At 71.6% G+C, this 23,105-nt stretch carries 23 protein-coding genes and 1 tRNA gene; 18 read left to right on the top strand and 6 right to left on the bottom strand.

The genetic code is table 11. The features are described from left to right. Window positions 1-78: 78 nt before the first annotated feature. Window positions 79-891 carry a hypothetical protein gene (locus OG974_RS21320; RefSeq protein WP_328763198.1) on the bottom strand — a complete coding sequence of 271 codons (813 nt, stop codon included), beginning with the start codon at window positions 889-891 and terminating at the stop codon, window positions 79-81. A 236-nt stretch (window positions 892-1,127) separates the two neighbouring features. Here OG974_RS21320 and OG974_RS21315 point away from each other — a divergent pair, with 236 nt between their 5' ends. Next, window positions 1,128-1,619 (top strand): ATP-binding protein, encoded by a 492-nt coding sequence (locus tag OG974_RS21315; protein ID WP_327284254.1) that lies wholly within the window; start codon window positions 1,128-1,130, stop codon window positions 1,617-1,619. A gap of 86 nt (window positions 1,620-1,705) precedes the next feature. On the opposite strand, the gene OG974_RS21310 is transcribed toward OG974_RS21315, so the two are convergent. Together OG974_RS21310 and OG974_RS21305 are read right to left on the bottom strand one after the other, a co-directional pair. Next, a complete protein-coding gene (locus tag OG974_RS21310) occupies window positions 1,706-3,172 on the bottom strand; it encodes an aminopeptidase P family protein (RefSeq protein ID WP_371644110.1) in 1,467 nt (488 codons plus the stop codon). Window positions 3,173-3,259: 87 nt separating this feature from the next. After that, complete coding sequence (locus tag OG974_RS21305) at window positions 3,260-4,870, bottom strand: PP2C family protein-serine/threonine phosphatase (protein WP_329313998.1); 1,611 nt, start codon at window positions 4,868-4,870, stop codon at window positions 3,260-3,262. Between the two features lie 407 nt (window positions 4,871-5,277). On the opposite strand from OG974_RS21305, the gene OG974_RS21300 reads away from it, so the two are divergent. Together OG974_RS21300 and OG974_RS21295 are read left to right on the top strand one after the other, a co-directional pair. Next, window positions 5,278-5,979 carry a bifunctional DNA primase/polymerase gene (locus tag OG974_RS21300; RefSeq protein ID WP_327284251.1) on the top strand — a complete coding sequence of 234 codons (702 nt, stop codon included), beginning with the start codon at window positions 5,278-5,280 and terminating at the stop codon, window positions 5,977-5,979. Between the two features lie 168 nt (window positions 5,980-6,147). Continuing rightward, window positions 6,148-6,786 carry a hypothetical protein gene (locus OG974_RS21295; protein ID WP_328763195.1) on the top strand — a complete coding sequence of 213 codons (639 nt, stop codon included), beginning with the start codon at window positions 6,148-6,150 and terminating at the stop codon, window positions 6,784-6,786. 181 nt (window positions 6,787-6,967) lie between these two features. On the opposite strand, the gene OG974_RS21290 is transcribed toward OG974_RS21295, so the two are convergent. The 3 genes from OG974_RS21290 to OG974_RS21280 all read right to left on the bottom strand — a co-directional run bounded on the left by OG974_RS21290 (window position 6,968) and on the right by OG974_RS21280 (window position 9,586). Next, entirely contained in the window at window positions 6,968-7,942 is a 975-nt protein-coding gene (locus tag OG974_RS21290; protein ID WP_327285712.1) for a DUF5926 family protein, read from the bottom strand. Window positions 7,943-8,100: 158 nt separating this feature from the next. Further along, entirely contained in the window at window positions 8,101-8,703 is a 603-nt protein-coding gene (locus OG974_RS21285) for an ATP-binding protein (protein ID WP_327284249.1), read from the bottom strand. An 85-nt stretch (window positions 8,704-8,788) separates the two neighbouring features. Further along, on the bottom strand, window positions 8,789-9,586 hold the full coding sequence (locus OG974_RS21280) for a glycerophosphodiester phosphodiesterase (RefSeq protein ID WP_327284248.1): 798 nt from the start codon (window positions 9,584-9,586) through the stop codon (window positions 8,789-8,791). A 224-nt stretch (window positions 9,587-9,810) separates the two neighbouring features. Between OG974_RS21280 and OG974_RS21275 the strand changes: the two genes are divergently transcribed. The 15 genes from OG974_RS21275 to OG974_RS21205 all read left to right on the top strand — a co-directional run bounded on the left by OG974_RS21275 (window position 9,811) and on the right by OG974_RS21205 (window position 22,895). After that, window positions 9,811-11,352, top strand: coding sequence for a trypsin-like peptidase domain-containing protein (locus OG974_RS21275; protein ID WP_327284247.1), 1,542 nt, complete (start codon window positions 9,811-9,813; stop codon window positions 11,350-11,352). A 75-nt stretch (window positions 11,353-11,427) separates the two neighbouring features. Beyond that, window positions 11,428-12,333: a LysR family transcriptional regulator gene (locus tag OG974_RS21270; protein WP_327284246.1), complete on the top strand. Its 906-nt coding sequence runs from the start codon at window positions 11,428-11,430 to the stop codon at window positions 12,331-12,333. Between the two features lie 99 nt (window positions 12,334-12,432). Beyond that, window positions 12,433-12,987, top strand: coding sequence for a cysteine dioxygenase family protein (locus OG974_RS21265; RefSeq protein ID WP_327284245.1), 555 nt, complete (start codon window positions 12,433-12,435; stop codon window positions 12,985-12,987). Further along, window positions 12,987-14,048: a YeiH family protein gene (locus OG974_RS21260; RefSeq protein ID WP_371644106.1), complete on the top strand. Its 1,062-nt coding sequence runs from the start codon at window positions 12,987-12,989 to the stop codon at window positions 14,046-14,048. Before OG974_RS21265 ends, OG974_RS21260 begins: the two co-directional genes overlap by 1 nt. 250 nt (window positions 14,049-14,298) lie before the next feature. Then, window positions 14,299-15,270: a peptidase gene (locus tag OG974_RS21255; RefSeq protein ID WP_327284243.1), complete on the top strand. Its 972-nt coding sequence runs from the start codon at window positions 14,299-14,301 to the stop codon at window positions 15,268-15,270. 39 nt (window positions 15,271-15,309) lie between these two features. Beyond that, window positions 15,310-15,394: transfer RNA gene (locus tag OG974_RS21250), tRNA-Ser, on the top strand. A 148-nt stretch (window positions 15,395-15,542) separates the two neighbouring features. Further along, window positions 15,543-15,827, top strand: a complete 285-nt coding sequence (locus OG974_RS21245; protein ID WP_327284242.1) for a hypothetical protein — start codon at window positions 15,543-15,545, stop codon at window positions 15,825-15,827. Window positions 15,828-16,066: 239 nt separating this feature from the next. Further along, on the top strand, window positions 16,067-16,423 hold the full coding sequence (locus OG974_RS21240; RefSeq protein ID WP_327284241.1) for a DUF6344 domain-containing protein: 357 nt from the start codon (window positions 16,067-16,069) through the stop codon (window positions 16,421-16,423). Between the two features lie 578 nt (window positions 16,424-17,001). Continuing rightward, window positions 17,002-17,313 (top strand): hypothetical protein, encoded by a 312-nt coding sequence (locus OG974_RS21235; protein WP_327284240.1) that lies wholly within the window; start codon window positions 17,002-17,004, stop codon window positions 17,311-17,313. Window positions 17,314-17,516: 203 nt separating this feature from the next. After that, a complete protein-coding gene (locus tag OG974_RS21230; RefSeq protein WP_371644104.1) occupies window positions 17,517-18,668 on the top strand; it encodes an acyl-CoA dehydrogenase family protein in 1,152 nt (383 codons plus the stop codon). Next, window positions 18,665-19,600, top strand: a complete 936-nt coding sequence (locus tag OG974_RS21225) for a bifunctional MaoC family dehydratase N-terminal/OB-fold nucleic acid binding domain-containing protein (RefSeq protein WP_371644102.1) — start codon at window positions 18,665-18,667, stop codon at window positions 19,598-19,600. The genes OG974_RS21230 and OG974_RS21225 overlap by 4 nt, the downstream gene beginning before the upstream one ends. Beyond that, window positions 19,600-20,649, top strand: coding sequence for an acyl-CoA dehydrogenase family protein (locus OG974_RS21220; protein ID WP_371644100.1), 1,050 nt, complete (start codon window positions 19,600-19,602; stop codon window positions 20,647-20,649). Before OG974_RS21225 ends, OG974_RS21220 begins: the two co-directional genes overlap by 1 nt. Further along, the gene (locus tag OG974_RS21215; RefSeq protein ID WP_327284236.1) at window positions 20,646-21,029 is read left to right on the top strand and encodes a MaoC family dehydratase; all 384 of its coding nucleotides are present in this window, start codon (window positions 20,646-20,648) and stop codon (window positions 21,027-21,029) included. Before OG974_RS21220 ends, OG974_RS21215 begins: the two co-directional genes overlap by 4 nt. Next, window positions 21,026-22,192, top strand: coding sequence for a lipid-transfer protein (locus OG974_RS21210; RefSeq protein WP_371644099.1), 1,167 nt, complete (start codon window positions 21,026-21,028; stop codon window positions 22,190-22,192). The genes OG974_RS21215 and OG974_RS21210 overlap by 4 nt, the downstream gene beginning before the upstream one ends. A 169-nt stretch (window positions 22,193-22,361) precedes the next feature. After that, the gene (locus tag OG974_RS21205) at window positions 22,362-22,895 is read left to right on the top strand and encodes a SigE family RNA polymerase sigma factor (protein WP_327284234.1); all 534 of its coding nucleotides are present in this window, start codon (window positions 22,362-22,364) and stop codon (window positions 22,893-22,895) included. Window positions 22,896-23,105: the final 210 nt, after the last annotated feature.

Genomic DNA, 23,105 nt, shown 5'->3' with positions numbered 1-23,105 from the left:
GGTGGTTCCGCGCACGGGCGCGCGCGGAGTTCGCGGCACCGGTCCTTGCGCCGGGTGTCCCGGGGAAGGGGTGCCGCGTCAGGCTGCGAGGGCGAGCGCCGTGCGGGGCGGCCCGCGCCTGATCACCGTGTGCTGGAGCGTCTCCCGGCCGGTGTGCGCGGCGGGTTCGGTGGCGGTCCGGGCAGCCTGCGGGGTGCCGGTGTGCGTGCCCGCGAGCCCGGCGCCGAAGGCGCGTACGAAGGCCAGCGCGGCGCGCAGCGGGCGCACCGGCCCGGCTTCGGCGGAGGTGCGGGACAGCTCCACGAGCCGGAACAGGGCGGCGTCACCGCGCCCCAGGAGCCAGCCTGCGGCCAGTGCGGCCAGCAGGTGGCCGACGAGCATGCCGGTGCTGAACAGGCCGGTGGCGGGAGCCGCGGCGGCCTGCGTCAGGTGGGCGTGGCCCATGTGCGCCTGGGTGGCGGCCTGGGCGGCCATGGCGGCCGGGTCCAGTCCGGCGGTCTGCAGGATCTGCCGGGCGTCGGCCGGGCTGAGCGGGACGGAGTTGCCGCCGCAGACCAGCCGGGCGGCGAGCGCCGCGAGCGAAGCGTCGGCCGTGGCGGGTGCCTGCGCGGCGGCGGTGCTCTGCTGGCCGAGGCCGAACACCGCGTGCAGAGCGAGCTGTCCGAAGGCGAGTGCGGCGGCGATGCCGGGCAGCGAGCGCCGGCGGCCCGCGAGGGGCGCGGCGACCGCGAACACGGCGAGGAAGGCGATGACGAGGGCCCACCAGGGCACGGTGGCGCAGGACGCCAGCGCGTGCCCGGCCGCGGACAGCACGACGCAGACCGCGGTGAACACCGCGGCCCGGATCAACCGGAGGCCGGCTCCGGCGGGCGTCGGGTGGGGGACAGTCATGGCCGGGCCATCATCGCACTGCCCTCACAACGTCCATACGGCAGGTCCGGAAGGTCGTGTGTGCCCCCCTACGGGGCTTCGCCCCCCGAACCCGGCGCGGACACGTACGCCGCCCCGTACACCGCCGCATGCTCCGTTGCATACACAACTGCTTCGACGTGTCGCCATCGGCCGAATGAGGGCTGTGTCAGCCGCCGGGGGCTTACGCCCTGCCGCGGGCGGCAATACGTAACCGTATGAGCATCTGGTGGTCTCTCCACTTGAGGCGCGAAGCCGCGAGCGTGCCGCTCGCCAGGCGGTTGCTGCTGGGGACGATGGAGACCGCGGGGGTGGACCCGGACATCTCCTTCGATCTGTCGGTGGCACTGAGCGAGGCGTGCGCGAACGCGGTGGAGCACGGCGGTCCGGCGGCCGAAGCCGGTGCCGGCGCGGAATCCGTTCCGGAGGCGTGCGCGGCCTATCGCGTCACGGCGTACCTGGACGGGGACTGCTGCCGCATCGAGGTGACCGATTCGGGTCCGGGCTTCCCGGCGGCGACGGTCGCGGGGCGCAGACCCCCGCCGGCCGGCCCCTCCGAGCCGTCGGAGAGCGAGCACGGCCGGGGATTGTGGCTGATCGCGGAGCTCGCGGACCACGTCAGGCTCCGCAACCGGCCGGGCCGCGGCGCGGTGGTCAGTTTCGACAAGATCCTGAAATGGCGTGAGGGAGCGCTGCTGAAGGTGTCGTAGCGGCGGAAGGCCTCCCGGACATGCCGGTGGACGGGACCCGCGTACGAGATCCCGCCCACCGATGGTCGGCCGAAGGCCGCGCCGCGTCAGCCCTTGAGGCGTGCCATCCAGGCCTCGACATCGGCCGAGGCACGGGGCAGCCCGTCCGACAGGTTCCGGTTGCCGTCCTCGGTGACCAGGATGTCGTCCTCGATCCGGACGCCGATGCCCCGGTACTCCTCGGGCACGCTCAGGTCGTCGGCCTGGAAGTACAGACCGGGCTCGACGGTGAGGCACACGCCCGGCTCCAGCGTGCCGTCGACGTACGCCTCGGTGCGCGCGGCGGCGCAGTCGTGGACGTCCATGCCGAGCATGTGGCCGGTGCCGTGCAGGGTCCAGCGGCGCTGGAGGCCGAGCTCCAGGACGCGCTCGACCGGGCCCTCCAGCAGGCCCCACTCGACGAGCTTCTCGGCCAGGACGTGCTGCGAGGCGTCGTGGAAGTCGCGGAACTTGGCACCCGGCTTGACGGCGGCGATGCCGGCTTCCTGGGACTCGTAGACCGCGTCGTAGATCTTGCGCTGGATGTCGGTGTACGTGCCGTTGATCGGCAGCGTGCGCGTGACGTCGGCGGTGTAGAGGGAGTGGGTCTCCACGCCGGCGTCGAGAAGCAGCAGGTCGCCGGAGCGGACGTCACCGTCGTTGCGGACCCAGTGCAGGGTGCAGGCGTGCGGGCCGGCGGCGCAGATGGAGCCGTAACCGACGTCGTTGCCCTCGACGCGGGCGCGCAGGAAGAAAGTGCCCTCGATGTAGCGCTCGGACGTGGCCTCGGCCTTGTCCAGGACCTTCACGACGTCCTCGAAACCGCGGACGGTGGAGTCGACGGCCTTCTGGAGCTCGCCGATCTCGAAGTCGTCCTTCACGGCGCGGGCCTCGGAGAGGTAGACGCGCAGCTCCTCGTCGCGCTCCTTGGTGACCTTGTCGGTCAGGGCGGCCTCGATGACGGAGTCGTGGCCGCGGACGCCGCGGACCGGGCCCTCGGCTTCGGCCAGCTCGTCTGCGAGCTTGCGGACGTCGCTCGCGGGGATGCCCAGCAGCTGCTCGGCCTCGGCCAGCGAGTGGCGGCGGCCGACCCACAGCTCGCCCTGGCCGGACAGCCAGAACTCGCCGTTCTCGCGGTCGGAGCGCGGCAGCAGGTAGATGGTGGCGGTGTGGCCGGTCCCGCCCGAGGGCTCCAGGACCAGGACGCCGTTCTCGCTCTGGTCGCCGGTCAGGTACGCGTACTCGGTCGAGGCGCGGAAGGGGTACTCGGTGTCGTTCGAGCGGGTCTTGAGGCGGCCCGCGGGCACGACCAGGCGATCGCCGGGGAAGCGCGCGGACAGCGCGGCACGGCGGGCGGCCGTGTGCGCGGCCTGGGCGATCGGCTCCAGCCCGTGCAGCTCGGTGTCGGCCCAGCCCGTACGCATGTTCTCCGCGAGTTCGTCGCTGACGCCCGGGTACAGCCCGTTCTTGCGCTGCTTGTGCTTCTTCTGGGGCTGCTCTTCTTCCGGGGTCTCCGGGGTGAGCTCGTCAGCCACGTCTTCTCCTCAGCTACGACAGGACCGGGTATGGACCGCATCCATCGTATGTGCGAGGGGAAGACGCCCGGCGGCGGGTGTGACTAATCAGTCAAAACGGGCAGCGAGTAGCACGATGTCCTCCACGCCGCCCTCCGTGCCGGCCACGGCGGCGGTGGCGGATGCCGTCGTGGCGCCGGCGGAGCCCGTGGGTGTGGCGGGTGCGACCGCCGGGTCGTCGGCGGGCAGGACCGCCCTCAGGACGTGCTCGCAGATGGCCGCCGGGTCGTCCCGGATGCTGCGGGGTACCCCCGCGGCGGCGGCGTGTAGCCGCGCGTAGGCCCGGTCCATGGGGTCGCCGGTCCGCTGCAGCAGCCCGTCGGTGTACAGCAGCACCGTTTCTCCAGGCGCAGGTTCGATCTCCACGCTCGGCGCCTCCCAGCACGACAGCATCCCGAGCGGAGCGGAGAGCGTCGTTTCCACGTACTCCGTGCGGTGCTCGCCGATGAGCAGCGGCGGGGTGTGCCCCGCCCCGGCCAGGATGATCTTGCGCTGGGCGGGCTCGCAGTACGCGAACAGCGCCGTCGCGCAGCGCGCGGGCTCGGTCAGGCGCAGCAGCAGCTCCAGATCGGACAGGACCGCGACGGGGTCCTCCCCTTCCATGACGGCGTACGCGCGCAGCGAAGCCCGCAGTCGTCCCATCGCGGCGACGGCGCTGGGCCCGGCCCCGGTGACGGACCCGACGGCGAGTCCCAGGGCGCCCTCGGGCAGCGGCAGCGCGTCGTACCAGTCGCCTCCGCCGCGCGGTCCTGTGTGGTGGCGGGCGGCGAGCTGGACCCCGGGGATCCGGGGGAGGCGGCTGGGCAGCAGCTCTTCGGCGACCGTGGCCAGCCTGCTGCGGGAGCGTTCCACCTCCAGCATCCGGGCCAGGTGTTCGGCGGCGTGCCGGACGTAGAGCCCGGCGAGATCGCGCTGACGGTCGCTCGGCTCGGCCTGTTCGTCGTAGAGCCAGACGGCCGCGCCGAGCCGGCCGGTGGCCTCGGCGGTCAGCGGCAGTGCGTAACTCGCGGCGTAGCCGAGCCGGGCGGCGACCTCGCGGTGGCGGGGGTCGACGGAGGTGCCGTACCCGCCCGCTCCGGGAGCGGCGCCGGGTTCGGGGAGTACGTCGGAGCCGCCCCGGGCGTCGGGGAGCCCGTCGAGGATCCGGCCGTACGAGGTCGCGGTGCGCGGGACGGTCTCGATGTGCCCGAGGTCCGCGCGGCCGAGGCCGAGTCCGATCGTGGTCGTCGGGCCGAGTCCGTCGGAGGGTTCCAGGACGATCAGGCCGCGTCGGGCGCCGACGAGCGCCGCTCCGGCGCGCAGGAACTCCTGGAGCGAGGAGTCGAGGTCACGGGCGCGGGCGAGCCGCTCCGTGAGCTCGTGGAGGGTGGTCAAGTCGGAGACCATCCCCGCCAGCCGGTCCTGGATCAGTGTGCTCGGTCCGGGCACCGCTGCCGGGGTCGGCGCGGGGGCGGTTCGGGCGGGCGTGGGCGCCGCAGTTTGCGGGACCGTGGTAACTGCTGGATCGATTCCAGCCACTTTCGGCAGATGCGGAGCGCTCATGGCGTCCGCCTTTCCACCTGGTGCGATTCGCCATATAGCATCGCAAACCCCCAGATCGTGCTGCGCCGCCATCAATGAATCCACATCTACACGCACACGAGGATCGATGTCCAGCATTGCCCAGGCGGGAATCCTGGTGTCCGTGGGACGGCAACTCACTGTCCAGCCAAGGCTAGAACTTGGCTGGAAAAAGCTGGACGCAGGCGGTTTTTGCGATCGACTGGTCAGGCGCCGGAGTGGCTCCGGGTACCTAATCGATGGTGCCCGGGGAGAGTTGGCGCAGCCCGGCGGTCCGCCGGGAACCGCCCGGCACGGGCCGTCGTCCTTAGCGGCGGCAGCCGGTCTCGGCACTGGCGCGGGTCGCGTTCCGCCCCGCCGGACGTTTCATGGACCCGTAAGAAAACTGCACGAACCGTGTGAACCTGCTTCCAGCGGACAGTGACGCGAAACGTGTACGTGTGGTGAGGCACCGGTTACATGGTGTGATGTGGCCCTCGACGTTCAACGGAAAGGAACGAGCGCTCATGCGCGAGATCCTCGGAAGGCGTCTCCAGCGGCTCCGCAATCGCCTGAAGTTCCTGCGCCCGGTCCCCGGGCAGCGCAGTGACCAGGCCCTCCTCGACGCGGCGCTCGCCTGCGCCACCGCCTGGCAGTGGCCGGTGCTGCCCGGCGTCGGCCGCTCCGGCGCCGACAGCAACCGGTGCGCCTGCCCCGACCCCGACTGCGTCGTCCCCGGCGCGCATCCCTTCGACCCCGGACTGCTCGCAGCCACCACCGACCCCCGGATGGTGGCCTGGTGGTGGAACAACCGGCCCACCGCTCCCGTGCTGCTCGCCACCGGTGGTTCCGCGCCGTGCGCCGTGAGCCTGCCGGCCAACGCGGCCGCGCGGGCCGTCGTACGGCTGGACGCGCAGGGCATGCGGCTCGGCCCGATCGTCGCCTCGCCCACCCGCTGGGCGTTGCTGGTCGCGCCGTACTCGCTGGAACGGCTCGGCGAACTCCTGTACGCCAAGGACCACGTGCCCTCCGCGCTGCGCTTCCACGGCGAGGGCGGTTACCTGTTGCTCCCGCCCTCCTCCGCGTCCGGTGGCGGGGAGGTGCGGTGGGAGCGCGAGCCGGCCGAGACCGGCGACGGCCTCTGGCTGCCGGAGGTCGAGGCCGTCGTGGACGCACTGGTCGAGGCGAGCAGCGGGGCCTCCGGCGGGGGCAGTCGGCTCGCGTACTGATCACGCGCGGTGCGCACGCAGGGTGCGCACACGGCGGGTGCGGCGGGTTGTCGTACCGGGGTTCCGGGCACCCGCCGATCACTCGTACGAGTGTCAGCGTGACGAGTTTCCAAGGGAATTGGGCGCGGGGATCTCCGCGCCCCAATCCGGCATCGCTATCTTCGGCGAATGAATCTCCGCTTGATCGGTATCAGCGCCGGTGTGCTGATCATCTTGTCCCTCCCGCTGGCAGGAGCGATCGCCGGACCGGATTTCGCCGGTCAGGATGACGGAAAGGGCGGCGGGATCCTCTCCTCGCTCGGGCTGGCCGATACGCCGAACGGATCCCGTACGCCGGCTCCCGCTGCCGCGCCCGCGCAGCGGGGCGGCGCGCAGCGGGCCGGGCAGCACCAGGACGGCCCCCGGCAGTCCGGAGAGCGGCAGGCAGGGCAGTCGCGGCCGGGCCCGTCCGCACAGCCCCGTACGGAATCCCGGTGCGGCCCCGAACTCTCCTCCCCGCAAGGTCTGGAGGCGCAGACCTGCATCCTCGCGGGCGAGGGCCGGACGTGGGGGCGGAGCTACTACCGCAACACCAGCGGGCGGGCGTTGGACGCCGTGCTGACGGTGATGGGGCCCGCGGGACGCACGGTGCAGATCCGGTGCGCGGTCGAAGCCGGCGACGAACCGGGGCTGTGCGAGACGCCGCGGGAGGTATCGGCGGGGGCTCCGGATTCCTACTCGGCTGTTGCGGAGTTTGCAGTTCCGGATGATGAAGGGAAGCTGCTGCTGAGGTCCGGGAGCAACTCACCGGCACCTGCCGACGGTTGAGCGACGGCGGAAATGGAAGGGCCCGGTCGCTGGCGACGGGGGATGCACCAGCGACCGGGCTACAAGAACGGTAACAAGAGATCGCCTGTTCGCAAATTCGATCTCTGATATTCGGACACCGATTTGCAGGCGATTAGCGGGAGTTGTGACCCCGGTCACCAGTCCTGCGGGGGTCCGGGAGTCAGCTGAGCGTGACCTGGCGGTTGGTGAGTCCGCCGCGCGCCCGGCGCTCGTCCGCGGTCAGCGGGGCGTCCGCGGCCAGGGCCGTGGCCAGCCGCTCCGCGAACTGGGCCGCAGGCTTCTCCACGTCGTCGGCGGTCACTCCGGTGGGCAGGTCCCAGACGGGAACCACCAGACCGTGCGCCCGGAAGGAGCCGACCAGTCGGGTGCCTTCGCCGAGCGAGGAGGTGCCCGCGGCGTGCAGCCGTGCGAGGGCGTCGAGCAGCTTCTCCTCGGGGTGCGGCATGACCCAGCGCAGGTGGTTCTTGTCCGGGGTCTCGCACCAGTAGGCAGCGTCCACGCCGGCCAGCTTGACCGTGGGGATGGCGGCGGCGTTCGCGCGCTCAAGGGAGGCGGCGATCTCCGGGGAGGCGTTCTGGGCGCCCTCCGAATCCGGAATCCAGAATTCGAACCCGCTGTGCACAACCGGCTCGAAAACGCCGTCCGTGTCCAGGAGATCCTGAAGTCGCGGACCCTGGACGGGAACACGGCGAGCCGGAATCGGAGTACCCGGCTCCGCTACGAGCGCGCGCTCCAGGGTGTCGGCCATGTCCCGGGCGAGGTCCCCGGTGGTCGAGTCGTTCTGGAGGCCGAGCAGAACCGATCCGTCCTCGCGGCGCAGCGCCGGCCAAGCCATCGGCAGTACGGTCACCAGCGTGACGGACGGGACGCCTTCGGGCAGGCCGCCCTTGAGCGTCAGAGGGATGGTCGCCGCGGGCACGAGCTCGCGCAGTGCCACCCAGTCGCACTCGCCGGGCAGGCCCTCGAAGGGGCGCGCCACGTGCTCGGTGACGGCGTGTGCGGCGGCTGCGCCGTGGCAGGCCTTGTAACGGCGCCCGGATCCGCAGGGGCAGGGCTCGCGTGCGCCCACCACCGGGATCTCCCCGTTCTTGAGCTGCGGCTTTGCAGTCTTCGCTGCGGGGCGCTTCTTGGCCATCGTGGGTGTCTCCCGGTTGCGGCGGTACGGCGTGTGTCTGGGCGCGAGCCTAGCCGTTCGTACCGCCGCAGCCGGGAGGATGCGGCCGGGAGCACGGTCGGCGTGCGCTCCCGGCGGCCGCTCGTTCGGATGGCCGGTGGTGCGGATGCTGCTGTCGGTCACGGATGGAGATCGTCGAAGGCTGTGCTGAAGTCGATCGCCGGGGGCGCAACGCGCGTAGCGAAATCGTCGTGCCGGGGCCCGCACGCAACCGTCACCCATACGGTGACCTCGCCTGCCGCTCCGTCCCGGACACCCCAAGTCTGGGCGAGGGCGCTGATGATGTTCAGCCCCCGGCCCCCGCGCGCGGTGACCGAGGGCGTGGCCGGGACCGGGCGGGTGGGGCCGCCGCCGTCCGTGACCTCGACCGTCAGTCGCCCCGCCTTGTCGATGCGCCATGCGGCGCGTATCTCCCCGTCCCCGATCTCCCCGGCACCCAGCGGTCTGCCGTGTCGGCAGGCATTGCTGAGGAGTTCGGAAAGGATCAGTACGGCGTCGTCAACGACCGATTCGGACACCCCGCTCATGCGCAATTGCTCGCGCATGCGGCGCCTCGCCTCGCCCACGCCGGCAGGACCATGGCATACGTCCATGCACGAAGACGTGGGCACTTCCTGTGCCACCACCAACGCCACCCCCGGAACCTCCTTAGCCCCACGCCATGGTCTGGATGCCCCAATGGCCTGGACCGGAAACCGGCCGCGCTGAGCGCTCTGACGCATTCATGACCAGCGATTGCGGAGCGGATGCGCCGGTGCACACCCTGTTATGGAGGTGGCGTGCGGGACGGGTGGGCAAAAGGGGACGTCAGCGCCCGAGCTGTGACAGAACCTGGCGCGGCCTGTTCGTGATGATTGCTTCCACACCCAGATCAGCGCAGAGCTGAACGTCTTCCGGCTCGTTCACGGTCCACACGTGTACGGAGTGGCCCGCGTCCTGGAGCTTGCGGATGAACCCGGGGTGGTTGCGCACGATGCGCATCCCCGGACCGGCGATCCGCACGCCGGCCGGGAGGCGCCCGTCGCGCATCCGGGGTGAGATGAACTGCATCAAGTACACGGTCGGGATCGTCGGCGCGGCCGCCCGCACCCGGTGCAGGGAGCGTGCGGAGAAGCTCATGACGCGGACCGGGTGCGGGCCCCCGGCGGGCGGGGCGTCCAGCCCGAACCGCTTGAGGAGGAAGAGGAGGCGCTCCTCCACCTGTCCGGCCCAGCGGGTCGGGTGCTTCGTCTCGATGGCGAGCTGCACCGGCCGGCCGGCGTCGGAAACCAGTTCCAGTAGCCGCTCCAGGGTGAGGACCGAGGTGCGCTCGGGGTCGGAGTCCCAGTCGGGGGACTCCTCGCGGTCCTTCCACGAGCCGAAGTCGAGGGCGGCGAGGTCGGCCAGCTCAAGGGCGGAAACGGCGCCGCGGCCGTTCGAGGTGCGGTTGACCCGGCGGTCGTGGACCAGCACCAGATGACCGTCGGCGGTGAGCCGGACATCGCATTCGAGGGCGTCGGCGCCGTACTCGATGGCCTTGCGGTAGGCGGCCAGGGTGTGTTCGGGGGCATCCTCGGAGGCGCCGCGGTGGGCGACGACCTGGATGGGCGGCTGTGCGTGGGTCACCGGGTCATGGTGCCACCGAGGAGCCCTCGGGTGTCGGGCTCAGCCCTTGCAGATGCGCCCGAAATGCCGGATATAAACAATGAGGGAGACGCACAGGTCCGGCTTACAGTGCTCTGACGGGTCATGGGGAAGGCTTTTCCCAGGAACTTGTGCGGCACGTCGAACGTTCAGTCGGGCCGAATCGCCAGTTTTTTGAAGCCGTGTGTGACGAGGAGAAGAGCGCTGTGAGCACCGAGAACGAGGGCACCGCGGCCCCGAAGAACCCCGCGGCCCCGTCTGTACCCCCGGTGGCCGCTCCTGCCCCCGAGACGTCCGCGCCCGAACCGGCCACGGAGGTCACGGCGACGCCGGCGGCCCCTGCGGACGCACCCGCCCCGGCGGCCGGGCCCGCCGCGGAGCCGGTCACCCAGCAGCTTCCGCCGACGCCCGCGCCCGGCACGGAGCCGACCCAGCAGATCCCGCCCACCCCGGCCCCGGCACCGGCCTACGCCCAGGCCCCCGCACCGCACGCCCCGGCCCCGGCCGCACACGGCGCCGAGGGCTGGCCGCCCCCGCCGCCCACGGTCCCGGTGTACGGCTCGGGCGGCGGCCACGGCGGCGCGGTCTGGGGCGCTCCCCCGACTGCCGACGGCATGCCGCCCGCAAAGCCGAAGGGCAGGGGCGGCCTGATCGCCGCCGTGCTCGTCGCGGCCCTCCTCGCGGGCGGCGTCGGCGGAGGCATCGGCTACTGGGCCGCCGAGCGCGGCGACAACGGCGTCGGCTCGACCACGATCACGGCCGGCAACACCCCCAAGGACATCAAGCGGGAAGCCGGCTCGATCGCGGGCCTGGCCGCGGGCGCGCTTCCCAGCGTCGTCACCATCGAGGCCTCGGCCGGCGACGGCGAGGGCGGCACCGGCACCGGCTTCGTCTACGACCAGCAGGGCCACATCCTCACCAACAACCACGTGGTGGCCTCCGCCGCGAACGGCGGCAAGCTCTCCGCGACCTTCTCCGACGGCAAGAAGTACGAGGCCGAGGTCATCGGCCGGGCGCAGGGCTACGACGTGGCGGTGCTCAAGCTGAAGAACCCGCCGTCCGGCCTCAAGCCGCTGCCGCTCGGCGACTCCGACAAGGTCGCGGTCGGCGACTCGACCATCGCCATCGGAGCCCCCTTCGGCCTGTCCAACACGGTCACCACCGGCATCGTCAGCGCCAAGAACCGCCCGGTGGCCTCCGGCGACGGCTCAGGCGGAAAGAACTCCTACATGAGCGCGCTCCAGACGGACGCCTCGATCAACCCCGGCAACTCCGGCGGCCCGCTGCTCGACGGGCGCGGAGCGGTCATCGGCATCAACTCCGCCATCCAGTCGGCAGGCAACGGCGGCTTCGGCGGCGGTCAGGCCGGGTCGATCGGCCTCGGCTTCGCCATCCCGATCAACCAGGCCAAGAACGTCGCCGAGTCGCTGATCAAGACGGGCAAGCCGGTCTACCCGATCATCTCGGTCTCCGTGGACCTCCAGTCCAAGACCGACGGCGCCAAGATCTCCGAGCAGGGCGCTGCCGCCAACGACCTGGTCGACCCCAACGGTCCGGCCGGCAAGGCGGGCCTCAAGCCCGGCGACGTCATCACCCGGTTCGGCGATAAGACGATCGACAGCGGCCCGACGCTCATCAGCGAGATCTGGACGCACAAGCCCGGCGACGTGGTGAAGCTGACCTACCTGCGCGACGGCAAGCCCACCACCGTGGACATCACGCTCGGCTCGCGGGTCGGCGACAAGTAACGGCTGGCTCGTTGGGAGGGGCCGTGGGCGCGAATACGCCTACGGCCCCTCCCAACGTCCGCTTATGCTTCCCTTGTGTTCGATTCGCGGCACATACGCACTTTCCACGAAGTGGTCGCCTCCGGGTCGTACTCGGCAGCCGCCCGCGCCCTGGGGTACACCCAGCCTGCGATCACCCAGCAGATGAAGGCGCTCGAACGCGCCGTCGGCACCCCGCTCTTCACCCGGGTCGGCCGCAAGATGCAGCTCACCGAGGCCGGCGAGTCCATGGCCCGGCACGCCGAGTCCATCCTCGGCAGTCTCTCCGCCGCCGAGGCGCAGCTCAAGGCGTACGCGCGCCTGCGCACCGGCCGGGTCCGGCTGTGCGGCTTCCCCAGCGCCAACGTCACCCTGGTCCCCGAGGCCCTGAGCGACCTGGCCAAGGACCACCCGGGCATCCAGGTCGAGCTGTTGGAGGGGGAGCCCCCGGAGTCCCTGCGCCGGCTGGAACGCGGGGAGTGCGACATCACCCTGGCCTTCACCTATCCCGGGCTCCACGAGGAGATACCGGAGGAGGTCGCCGAGGTCAGGCTCATGGAGGACCAGTTGACGGTGCTGCTCCCGACCGGGCACCCGCTGGCCCGGCGGCGGGCCGTGCACCTGGCCGACCTCGCCGAGGAGCGGTGGATAGCCGGCTGTCCGCGCTGCCGGGCGAACCTGCTGCACGAATGTGCCGAGCTGGGATTCGTGCCCGACATCCGGTTCGCCACCGACGACAACCTGGTCGTGCAGAGCATGGTCGGGCAGGGGCTCGGCGTGGCGATGATGCCCGCGCTGGTGCTGCCCTCCCTTTCCCTGAACAAGGTGTGCGGTCGGCCGCTCCAGCCCGCCGCGCGCCGGCACATCGCCGCGTACGTCTACCGCGACCACCTGCGCATCCCGGCGACCTCCGTGGTCCTCAACGCCCTGAAGCAGGTGGCCGCGAACCGCGTCGGCTGCTGACCGCCCGGCAGCCACTCCCCCGAACCCATAAGCAGCACTTGGGATTTCAGGTGAGAACTGTCGTTGGACGTGATGGGTCGGCTGCTCGACGCTGCCCGTATGACCACCACTACGCCGGCCCGCACGACCGCGAGGATGGCCGCCCTCGTCCGTGAGATCCGTACGGTCGTGGACCGGGGGCTGGCCCCGGACCTGACCGCCTACCTCGTCGGCGAGCGTCTCGCCCCGCATCTGGGCACGCCCGACCTGCTCACCCCCGAGCAGCGCGAGGGCGACCCCGACCGGTACCGGCAGCACGTCCTGCACGCCGAGCCGGACGGCAGCTTCTCGGTCGTCGCGCTCGTGTGGCTGCCCGGCCAGGAGACCGCCATCCACGACCACGTCTCCTGGTGCGTGGCCGGGGTGCACGAGGGGGAGGAGAGCGAGCTCCGCTACCGGCTGGCCCCCGCGGCGGGAGAGACTTGCGCCCGGCTGGTGGCGACCGAGCAGGTGGTGAACGGCCCGGGTGACGTCTGCGGATTCGCCCCTCCCGGCGATATCCACAAGGTCCGCAACTCCTGTCGCACCACTGCGATATCCCTGCACGTCTACGGAGCCGACGTCATCCGCCTGGGCAGCAGTGTCCGTCGCGTCTACACGCTCCCCACCGACTGATGGCGCTGCTGAACCGTCCGGTGCGCGGGGCGGACTCCGAGGACGGCGCCGGGCTTGTTTCACGTGAAACATCCTCGTCCTGGCCGGGGTTGGCAATGGCGGCCGCCGGAGTGGTAGTGGCATGGTGCGTGCACCGGCTCGTGCCCGCGGTGCCCATGCTGACCGCGTCGGTGGTGCTCGGTATCGCCGTGGCGCACCTCCCGGGTGTACGGGAGCTCGTACGCGGAGCAGCTCGCCCGGGCCTGTCCCTGGCCGGGCGGCGGCTGATGCGGATCGGCATCGTCCTGCTGGGCCTTGGTCTGGGCCTGGAGCAGGTGCTCCAGCTGGGCTGGGCCACGGTGGCGATGGTGGCCGCAGTGGTCGCCGCCACCTTCTTCGGCACCCTCTGGCTGGGCCGCCGACTCGGGCTCCCCGGTGATCAGCCGCTGCTGATCGCCACCGGGTACTCGATCTGCGGGGCCTCGGCGATCGGCGCCGTGAGTCAGGTGTCGGGCAGCGACGAGGAGGACGTGGCCGCTTCGGTGGCACTGGTGACGCTGTGCGGGACGCTGGCCATCGCGGTCCTCCCGCTTCTCCAGGGTCCCCTGGGACTCTCGGACCCGGCCTTCGGGCGCTGGGTCGGCGCGAGCGTCCACGACGTCGGCCAGGTCGTGGCCACTGCTCAGACGGCGGGCCCGGGTGCCCTCGGTGAGGCGGTCCTGGTCAAGCTGATGCGCGTAGCCCTGCTGGCCCCGCTGGTGGCTGCCGTGGCCTTTTCCGTACGGGCGCGCCGGCAGGGCGTGCGCACGCCCTCGGGACGCCGCCCGGCACCGGTCCCGCTGTTCGTGGCCGGCTTCCTGGCGGCGGCCGCGCTCCGCGCCACCGGGGTACTGCCCGACGCGGCACTGGAGTGGGCACACACCGTGCAGGAACTGCTGCTGGCGGCTGCCCTGTTCGGGCTCGGCAGCGCGGTAGACCTCCCCCGGCTGGCAAAGACCGGTGGCCGGGCCGCGGTACTGGGTCTGGGCGCCTGGCTGGTGGTGGCGGGGGTCTCGTACGCGGGCGTGCTGCTGACGGTCTGACCCCGCGGGCGCGGACTCGGCCGACATCGCCCGACATCACCCGACATCACCCGGCAGCCTCCGCTCCCGCCCCGCCTCTTCCTCTACACCGAAGCGAGTTGGCCAATTCCTGGCCGGAACCGACCGAACGTTCTGACCGTCTCCTGACTTCTCGTGCCGCGCGTGCGACCCTGCGGCCGATCCGCACCGACAGCTCTTCACCCCCACCCTGCCCGGTCCACCGGGACCGGGCACGGCAGAAGGAGTCTGCGTGAATCGTCAACGCACGGCAGCATCGGTCCTCTTGGCGGCGGGCGCCCTGATCGCAGGCGCGCTGACGGCGGCCACCCCCTCGGTCGCCGCCGACTCCCCGGCCTCGTTCAAGCAGCAGCACAGCCAGGGTTTCTGGACCGCCGAGCGCATGCGCAGCGCCACTCCGTTGGACGTGACGGCAGCGCCCGGGACCGGGCGTGCGCCGGTCACGTCGGCGACCCGCCCCACTGCGGTCGCACCTACGGCGGCGTCGTCCGCGACCTCGTCCGGGGCGGTCTCCCCGACGGCGTTCCCGCAGGCGGGCGGTGCGTGGACGGGCGGCGGCGCGGTGGTCAAAACCTCGGGCCGGGTCTTCTTCACCTTCGGCGACCGCACCGCGTCCTGCTCCGGCGACTCGATCACCAGTGCCAACGGCAGCACGGTCATCACCGCCGGTCACTGCGTGAAGTACCAGGGCACCTGGCACACCAACTGGATCTTCGTCCCCGGGTACGACAACGGGAACGCGCCCTACGGCCAGTGGTCGGCCACCAAGACCTTCGCCACCGACCAGTGGGCCGCCAGCGAGGACATGAACATGGACGTCGGCCTCGCCGTCGTCGCCCCGCTGAACGGGCAGAAGCTCAGCCAGGCCGTCGGTGCACAGGGGATCTTGTTCAACGGCGGCTACAACAAGAAGATGTACTCCTTCGGCTTCCCGGCGGCCGCGCCGTACGACGGCACCAAGCTGGTCTACTGCAGCGGGAACACCAGCAAGGACTTCCTGCTGACCAAGGACCACGGCTTGGGCTGCAACATGACCGGCGGCTCCAGCGGCGGCCCCTGGTTCCAGGACTTCAACGAGGCCACGGGCCTGGGCACCCAGGTCTCGGTGAACAGCTTCGGCTACACGTTCCTGCCCAACCGCATGTTCGGCCCGTACTTCGGCAACGAGGCGAAGGCGGCCTACGACAAGGCCCAGAATTCCTGACCCGGAGGCCCCCCGCCTGCCGGTACTCTGTACCGGCCAGGTGGGTTGCCCGAGCGGCCTAAGGGAACGGTCTTGAAAACCGTCGTGGCGCGAGTCACCGTGGGTTCAAATCCCACACCCACCGCAGGAGATCGGCCCCTGACCAGCCCATTTGGTCGGGGGCCGGTCGCATCTCGTGCATTGTGAGTGCCTGGTGTTCCCCGTGCTTCCCCGCTTGATCGGGCGCTAGGGGCACGGTCTTGGGCGGATGCCGGCCGGCCTAATCTGTTGCCGTGAAGCTCTTCGACGTTCCGTCTCTCTGGCACGTGCGCCTGACAGGCGGCGGGCTGGTTCACGTCTGGGCGGACGGCTACTCGATCGACGGGGGCTGCTATGTCTTCGACGTGCTTGCGACAGCGTCCCTGGAGTACCAGGCCGGAGTAGCGGTCACGGCCAAGACGCCTACCGATCCGGAGCGGGTCTGTGTCGCGGTCGCCCGTATTCCCGCCAGTGCCGTGGAAGAGCTGCACACTGCCGGCATCGGCCCTGAACGCTCCTGCGACTGCAGCGACGACTGACCGCTTCGCGGCGGCTCGGCCAGTCGAATGCCAGCGCTACCACCCCGAAGGGCCCCTGACCAGCGGAATCGGTCAGGGGCCGTTGTTCGCACGGCTCGGTTTGGAGCCGGCGTTGGGCCCATCGAGTGGTGTTTGTCGGAAGATCGGCGCGCGTGGTGGGGGTTCTGCGGTTGCAGTCACATCATGACGAATGTATGCAGATCGGCCCGTCGGAACATCGCGAAACGAAGGACCTCGTCATGGCTCACCGCATCACCGTCACGTCGCTCTGGACCGCAGTCGTCGCGGCCCTCGTGGCGCTCCTCGCCTCCCTCGGATTCGGTGCCAAGGCCGCCCCGGCCGCCGCCTCCGTCGTGCCCACCGCCCCTGCCGCCTCCCGTCGTGCGGCCGCCGCCGTGCGCCGGCCGGTCCGGCCGATGGGTCGGCGGAGTTGGCGGGCGATGATGCGGGGCGGATCGCTCCCGCCGACCATCAAGCAGCGGATCCGCGCCGAGGCGCACGGCAAGGCCCCGTCCGTCCGCCGCTCGACCACCGCCGCGTCCTTGGTCGGGAACGTCGCCGGAGCCGGCCGTGAAGAGGTCGCCCTGGTCGCGTAGCCCCCGTACGGCCGAGGCGGGTCACGCACCTCGCCCGATCGCGGCAGGAAGCCGGGAGTGATAACGGCTCCGGTACCAACAGCAGTAACGGCAAGAGCATCAGTACCAGCTGTACCAGCGGCAGGCGCTTGAGCCCGGTCGGCAGTTTGCGACCGCGGATCGCGCCGGCGGTGTGCCCCCGGAGCGGGGCACTGTGGGAACACCCCGGTGGGCGCCGGGGGCGCGCAGGGGGCGTGAAGCTTGGCATTGCAGGGCCGCAGGCCCGGGAGACGGTGGGGTTCCCGGACGGCGCGGCCCTTATCGGCATGTTCGGCGCACATGAGTTTGAGGGAACGTTTCGCCTTATATCCGGCACTGGTTTCAACGGCCTCCGAGTCGCTGACCTGGGGTGTTGGGGCGCGGACGAGGTTTATCCGATGTTGCTCATGCTTGCGGGGGAATCGTGGAGTCCGGGGTGGTTCGCCGGGGATTCGGTGGGCAACTCTGGTGTCGCGACGTCGTCACCGCACGGAACGACCAAGGCGGTCGGCCAACTGCCTTGGGGCAAATTCCACTTCGCTTTTCCGGAGGATTCAGACATGGCAAGCATCCGTACCGCCCGCGTCATCGCCGCCGTCGCCGCTCTCCCCCTCGCCGCCGCCCTCTTCGGCGGTGTGGCCTCGGCCGACAACGGCTCCTTCGCGAACGACGGATCGAATGCGAGCGCGGCCAGCATCATCGGCAGTGGTGTCGGCGGGAGCAACAGCGGCAACTCGTCCACCTCCCAGCAGGTGGCCACCGGCTCCGGCGCGTCCAACCAGAGCAACGCCGCGCAGGTCAACGGGTCGGCGTTCACGGCGATCCATCAGGCCAACTCGAACCTCGCGGTCAACTTCCACCCCTGGTGGTAGCTGCCCCGAGTCCGCTGACTGCTGAGGGCGCCTGTGCCACCGGACCGGCTGGGGTCCGGTGGGGCGGGCGCCCCCGCGCGTCCGCGCACGGATCCGGACGCGGCGCGCCCGGGCCTTCCACCGGCTTCCCGACCTTGACATCGGCAGGGAATCTGACGGACAGTCAGGTTCATTCGATGATGTGATGCCGGGAGGCCAGCGCCGTGCACCTCGCCCCGACAGAAGGCCAGTTGCGGCTCCGCGCCGAACTGCGGGAGTACTTCCACGATCTGCTGCCGGACGGGCCCCCCGAGGACCCCGCCGCCCAGCGCGCACTGCTGCGCCGCATCGGCGCCGACGGACTGCTCGGCCTCGGCTGGCCCTCCCAGTACGGCGGCCGAGGACGCGGGCCCGACGAGCAGTTCGTGTTCTTCGACGAGGCGTACCGGGCCGGCGCCCCCGTCTCCATGGTCACCCTCAACACCGTCGGCCCCACCCTGATGAAATACGGGACCCAGGAGCAGAAGGACTACTTCCTGCCCCGGATCTTGAGCGGCGAGACCGTCTTCGCCATCGGCTACTCGGAGCCCGGGGCCGGTACGGACCTCGCCTCGCTGCGTACCCGCGCCGTACGCGACGGAGCGGACTGGGTCGTCGACGGCCAGAAGATCTTCACCTCCAACGCCCAGAACGCGGACTGGATCTGGCTCGCCTGCCGCACCGATCCCCATGCCCCCAAGCACAAGGGCATCTCGATCATCCTGGTGCCCACCGACGCCCCCGGCTTCGCGTGGACCCCGATCGACACGGTGGGCGGGCTCACGACCACGTCGACGTACTACGACGGAATCCGGGTGCCCGCCGGCAACCTCGTCGGCCCCGAGCACGGCGGCTGGGGGCTGATCACCAACCAGCTCAACCACGAGCGCGTCGCCCTCGCCGCCATCGGCATGCAGGCCGAGGACTTCTACGCAGCGGCGCTCCGCCATGCCAGGACCCTCGATCCGGTCACCGGAGAACGGCTCGCCGACCGGCCGTGGGTGCAGTCCCGGCTCGCCGAGGCGCACGCGCGGCTGGCCGCCGTACGCCTGCTGAACTGGCGCCTCGTCCAGGACGTGGGCGACGGCTCCCTGGCCCCCGGCGACGCCAGCGGCGTGAAGTTCCTCGGTACCGAGTCCACCGTCGAGGTGTACCGGATGTGCCAGGAAGTGGTGGGCGAGGAGGCCCTCGTACGGGGGCCCGCGGCCTTCGCCGGCGGGGAGCTGGAGCGGATGAACCGGGCCGCGCAGATCAACACCTTCGGCGGCGGGGTCAGCGAGGTCCAGCGGGAGATCGTCGCCATGATGCGGCTCGGCATGAAGGGGAGGAAGCGATGACCGCCACCGCGGACCGGGCAGCGGGCGCCGAGGAGGCCGCCCGGTTCCACACGCTGCTCAAGGCTTTCGAAGGGCGGCCCGCCGCCACCGCCGGCCAGGGCAAGGACCCCGTCAACCAGCCGATGATCCGCCACTGGTGCGAGGCCATGGGCGACACCAGCCCCACCTACGCAGGCCCGGACGCCATCGCCCCGCCCACCATGCTCCAGGCCTGGACGATGGGCGGGCTCTCCGGCCACGGCGACCGTTCCTCCGCCTACGACGAGCTCCTCGCCCTGCTCGACGACGCGGGCTGCACCTCCGTCGTGGCGACCGACTGCGAGCAGGAGTACCTGCGTCCGCTGCGCCCCGCTGACACGGTCACCTACGACGCCGTCATCGAGTCCGTGTCCCCGCGCAAGACGACCAAGCTGGGCACCGGCCACTTCGTGACCACCCGCATGGACGTCCGCGCGGACGGAGAACTCGCCGGGACCCACCGCTTCCGGATCCTCAAGTACGCGCCCGCCGCCCCCCGCGAGAACAAGCCCGCGGCCCGGCGTCCCCGACCGGTGGTCAACCGCGACAACCAGGGTTTCTGGGACGGGGTCGCGGACCACAAGCTGCTGATCCAGCGCTGCACCGCCTGCGCGACCCTCCGCTTCCCCTGGCTGCCCGGCTGCAACAGCTGCGCGAGCCTTGACTGGGACACCGTCGAGGCCTCCGGCGCCGGCACGGTGTTCAGCTACGTCGTCATGCACCATCCGCCGTTCCCCGCCTTCGACCCGCCGTACGCGGTCGCGCTCGTCGAGCTCGCCGAGGGCGTCCGGATGGTCAGCAACATCACCGGCGTCCCGTACGACGAGGTGCGCATCGGGCTGCCCGTGCAGCTGGAGTTCCTGAGGGTCGACGAGGAGCTGGAACTGCCGGTCTTCCGAGGGAGCGAGGACTGATGGACTTCCACCCCACCGAGGAGCAGGCCGCGGCGGCCGGACTCGCCGCCCGGATCTTCCGCGACCTCGCCACCCACGAGCGCCTCGCCGCGGCCGGCACCGGCAGCGACGCCGAGCTGTGGAAGGCACTCACCACTGCCGGACTGACCGCCGCCGTGGAGGACATAGGCCTGCTCGGCCTGGTGCTGCTGCTGGAGGAGCAGGGCCGCACCACCGCGCAGGTCCCGTACGCCGCCACCTGCGTGTACGGCATCCTGCCCGTCGCCGCGCACGGCAGCGCCGAGCAGCGCGCCCGGCTGCTGCCCGCCCTGGGCTCGGGCGAGGCCGTCGCCACCGGCGCGTTCCCGGCCCGCGGCCGCATCACCGCCTCGCCGGACGGGCGGCTGACCGGAACCGCCCCCGTCGTGCCCTGGCTGCGCGATGCCACGCACGTGCTGGTCCCGGACACCGAGCGGGACCTGTGGCTCGTACGGACGGACGCGCCCGGCGTCGGGACGCCCGAGGTGGAGACCACCGCCCCCTGGTCGGCGGGGCGGCTCACCCTGGCCGGGGCGCAGGCGGAACGGCTCGGGGACGCCACGGCCCACGACGAGGTCCTGGCCACCGCCCGCACCGCCTTCGCCGGGCTCCAGGCGGGGGTCTGCGCGGGCTCCCTGGCCCGGGCGGTCGAGTACACCTCCACCCGCGAGCAGTTCGGGCGGCCGCTCTCCACGAACCAGGGGGTCATGCTGCGCGCGGCCGACGCCCACATGGACACCGAGGCGATCCGGGTCACCGCGTACGAGGCGGCCTGGCGGATCGACGAGGGTCTTCCGGCGCGCGAGCACGCCCTGACCGCGGCCTGGTGGGCCTCGGAGGCGGGCAAGCGCGTCGTGCACACGGGCCAGCACCTGCACGGCGGGATGGGCGCCGACCTGGACCATCCCGTCCACCGGCACTTCCTCTGGGGGCGCCAGCTGGACGCGTACCTGGGCTGCGGCAGCGAGCTGCTGGCCGAGCTGGGCGCGCTCCTGTCCGACCACGCCGCACCCGAGGGGGACGACGCATGAACGTCGGCGACACACTGGCGCCGCTGGAGATCCCGGTGACCCGGACGCTGATCGTCGCGGGCGCGATCGCCTCCCGCGACTACCAGGACGTGCACCACGACGCCTCGCTCGCGCGCGAGAAGGGCTCCCCGGACATCTTCATGAACATCCTGACCACCAACGGCCTGGTCGGGCGGTACATCACCGACCGCCTCGGGCCGGGCGCCGTGCTGCGCAAGGTGGCCATTCGCCTGGGCGCCCCCAACTACCCGGGCGACACGATGGTCCTGACCGGCACCGTGATCGCCGTCGACGGGGACCGGGTGGAGATCCGCGTCGTCGGCGCCAACGGCATCGGCCACCACGTCACCGGCACGGTCACCGCGGAGGTGGCGGCATGAGCGTCCTGCACCGCGACACGCTCGGCGGGCGAGCCGCCATCGCCGGGATCGGCGCGACCGAGTTCTCCAAGGACTCAGGCCGCAGCGAGCTGAGGCTCGCCGTCGAAGCCGTGCACGCCGCCCTCGACGACGCCGGGCTGAGCCCGGCCGACGTCGACGGCATGGTCACCTTCACCATGGACACCAGCCCCGAGATCACCGTGGCCCAGGCCGCAGGCATCGGGGACCTGTCCTTCTTCTCCCGCATCCACTACGGCGGCGGTGCGGCCTGCGCCACCGTCCAGCAGGCCGCCCTCGCCGTCGCCACCGGCGTCGCGGAGGTCGTGGTCTGCTACCGCGCCTTCAACGAGCGCTCCGGCCGGCGCTTCGGCTCCGGCGTGCAGCAGCGCGAACCTTCGGCGGAGGGCGCGGCGCTCGGCTGGTCGCTGCCCTGGGGGCTGCTCACCCCGGCCTCCTGGGTGGCCATGACCGCCCAGCGCTACCTGCACACCTACAACCTGACCCCCGAGGCGTTCGGCCACGTGGCGGTCACCGACCGCCGGCACGCCGCGAACAACCCCGCCGCGTACTTCCACGGCAAGCCCATCACCCTCGCCGACCACGCCGCCTCGCGCTGGATCGTCGAACCGCTGCGGCTGCTGGACTGCTGCCAGGAGACGGACGGCGGCCAGGCGGTCATCGTCACCAGCACCGAACGGGCCCGGGACCTGCGCCACGCGCCCGCCGTGATCACCGCGGCCGCGCAGGGCGCCGGCCGCCGCCAGGAGGGCATGACCTCCTTCTACCGAGACGACCTCACCGGGCTACCGGAGATGGACGTGGTCGCCCGGCAGCTGTGGCGGACCAGCGGACTGCGACCCTCGGACATCGACGTCGGCATCCTCTACGACCACTTCACCCCCTTCGTCCTGATGCAGCTGGAGGAGTTCGGCTTCTGCAAGCCCGGTGAGGCCGCCGACTTCGTCGCCGCTGATGCGTTGCCCCTCAACACCCACGGCGGCCAGCTCGGGGAGGCGTACCTGCACGGAATGAACGGCATCGCCGAGGCCGTCCGCCAGTTGCGGGGCACCTCCGTCAACCAGGTGGCCGGGGCGGCCCGCGCCCTGGTCACGGCCGGTACCGGGGTGCCGACCTCCGGACTGATCCTCGGCTCCGACGGCTGAGGCCGGCGACCCGGGGCCGTCCTGCGGTCCGCCCCGGGCTCCCCGGACACCGCGCCGCCTCCTCCACCTTCAGGAGGTGGGGTGGACCCCACCCCTACAACCTGAGATGGATCCAGCTTCGGCACTTGCGGCCGATCCCAGGCGCGGACCGCGCTTCTAGCGTGGAGCCATGACCACGCCTGTGTGCACGCTCGCCTCGAACCCGACGCCGTACCCGTCGTTCTCGGCGTACGTACGGACCCGCGGCACGGTCCTGATGCGCACCGCACGCTCGCTCACCGCCAACCCGTGCGATGCCGAGGACCTGCTCCAGACGGCGCTCGCCAAGACCTATGCCGCCTGGGACCGCATCGAGGACCACCGAGCCCTCGACGGGTACGTCCGGCGGGCCCTGGTCAACACCCGCACCTCCCAGTGGCGCAAGCGCAAGGTCGACGAGTTCGCGTGCGACGAACTCCCGGAGACCGAGGACGCGCCGGCATCCGACCCCGCCGAGGCGCAGGCGCTGCGCGACGCGATGTGGCGCGCGGTGACCCGGCTGCCCGACCGGCAGCGCGCGATGGTCGTCCTGCGGTACTACGAGGACCTGAGCGAGGCGCAGACCGCCGAGCTGCTCGGGGTCTCGATCGGCACGGTCAAGAGCGCCGTCTCGCGCGCGCTGGTCAAGCTGCGCGAGGACCCGGAGCTCACCCCGGTCCGCTGAAGGCGCCGACGTTTCACGTGAAACATCCCTACGGCCCCGGCCCTGTGCGCCATGCACCGCCGGCCCGTCCCCAGTCTGTGCACGATGCCACCGCACGTACCCGAACAGCGATTACTTGCCGTGTTTGTACCACCGGGTAGTGACATGCCGACCGGTATGCGCGCAGAATCGGCAGCATCCGTAGCCGCCGCAGCGCCGCAGCGCCCACCG

This window comes from Streptomyces sp. NBC_00597, assembly GCF_041431095.1.
Lineage (GTDB): Bacteria > Actinomycetota > Actinomycetes > Streptomycetales > Streptomycetaceae > Streptomyces.
Note: the sequence above shows the minus strand (reverse complement) of the source record. Positions and strands in the feature narration are given on the sequence as shown.

What these genes read in the sequence shown, in the direction of transcription:
- OG974_RS21210 (WP_371644099.1), top strand. Translation starts at nt 21,026, where the DNA reads ATGAGCGTCCTGCACCGCGACACGCTCGGCGGGCGAGCCGCCATCGCC.
- OG974_RS21260 (WP_371644106.1), top strand. Translation starts at nt 12,987, where the DNA reads ATGGCGCTGCTGAACCGTCCGGTGCGCGGGGCGGACTCCGAGGACGGC.
- OG974_RS21315 (WP_327284254.1), top strand. Translation starts at nt 1,128, where the DNA reads ATGAGCATCTGGTGGTCTCTCCACTTGAGGCGCGAAGCCGCGAGCGTG.
- OG974_RS21220 (WP_371644100.1), top strand. Translation starts at nt 19,600, where the DNA reads ATGGACTTCCACCCCACCGAGGAGCAGGCCGCGGCGGCCGGACTCGCC.
- OG974_RS21300 (WP_327284251.1), top strand. Translation starts at nt 5,278, where the DNA reads ATGCGCGAGATCCTCGGAAGGCGTCTCCAGCGGCTCCGCAATCGCCTG.
- OG974_RS21265 (WP_327284245.1), top strand. Translation starts at nt 12,433, where the DNA reads ATGACCACCACTACGCCGGCCCGCACGACCGCGAGGATGGCCGCCCTC.
- OG974_RS21305 (WP_329313998.1), bottom strand. Translation starts at nt 4,870, where the DNA reads ATGCTGGACATCGATCCTCGTGTGCGTGTAGATGTGGATTCATTGATG.
- OG974_RS21205 (WP_327284234.1), top strand. Translation starts at nt 22,362, where the DNA reads ATGACCACGCCTGTGTGCACGCTCGCCTCGAACCCGACGCCGTACCCG.
- OG974_RS21235 (WP_327284240.1), top strand. Translation starts at nt 17,002, where the DNA reads ATGGCAAGCATCCGTACCGCCCGCGTCATCGCCGCCGTCGCCGCTCTC.
- OG974_RS21240 (WP_327284241.1), top strand. Translation starts at nt 16,067, where the DNA reads ATGGCTCACCGCATCACCGTCACGTCGCTCTGGACCGCAGTCGTCGCG.
- OG974_RS21290 (WP_327285712.1), bottom strand. Translation starts at nt 7,942, where the DNA reads ATGGCCAAGAAGCGCCCCGCAGCGAAGACTGCAAAGCCGCAGCTCAAG.
- OG974_RS21285 (WP_327284249.1), bottom strand. Translation starts at nt 8,703, where the DNA reads ATGCGTCAGAGCGCTCAGCGCGGCCGGTTTCCGGTCCAGGCCATTGGG.
- OG974_RS21215 (WP_327284236.1), top strand. Translation starts at nt 20,646, where the DNA reads ATGAACGTCGGCGACACACTGGCGCCGCTGGAGATCCCGGTGACCCGG.
- OG974_RS21295 (WP_328763195.1), top strand. Translation starts at nt 6,148, where the DNA reads ATGAATCTCCGCTTGATCGGTATCAGCGCCGGTGTGCTGATCATCTTG.
- OG974_RS21225 (WP_371644102.1), top strand. Translation starts at nt 18,665, where the DNA reads ATGACCGCCACCGCGGACCGGGCAGCGGGCGCCGAGGAGGCCGCCCGG.
- OG974_RS21320 (WP_328763198.1), bottom strand. Translation starts at nt 891, where the DNA reads ATGACTGTCCCCCACCCGACGCCCGCCGGAGCCGGCCTCCGGTTGATC.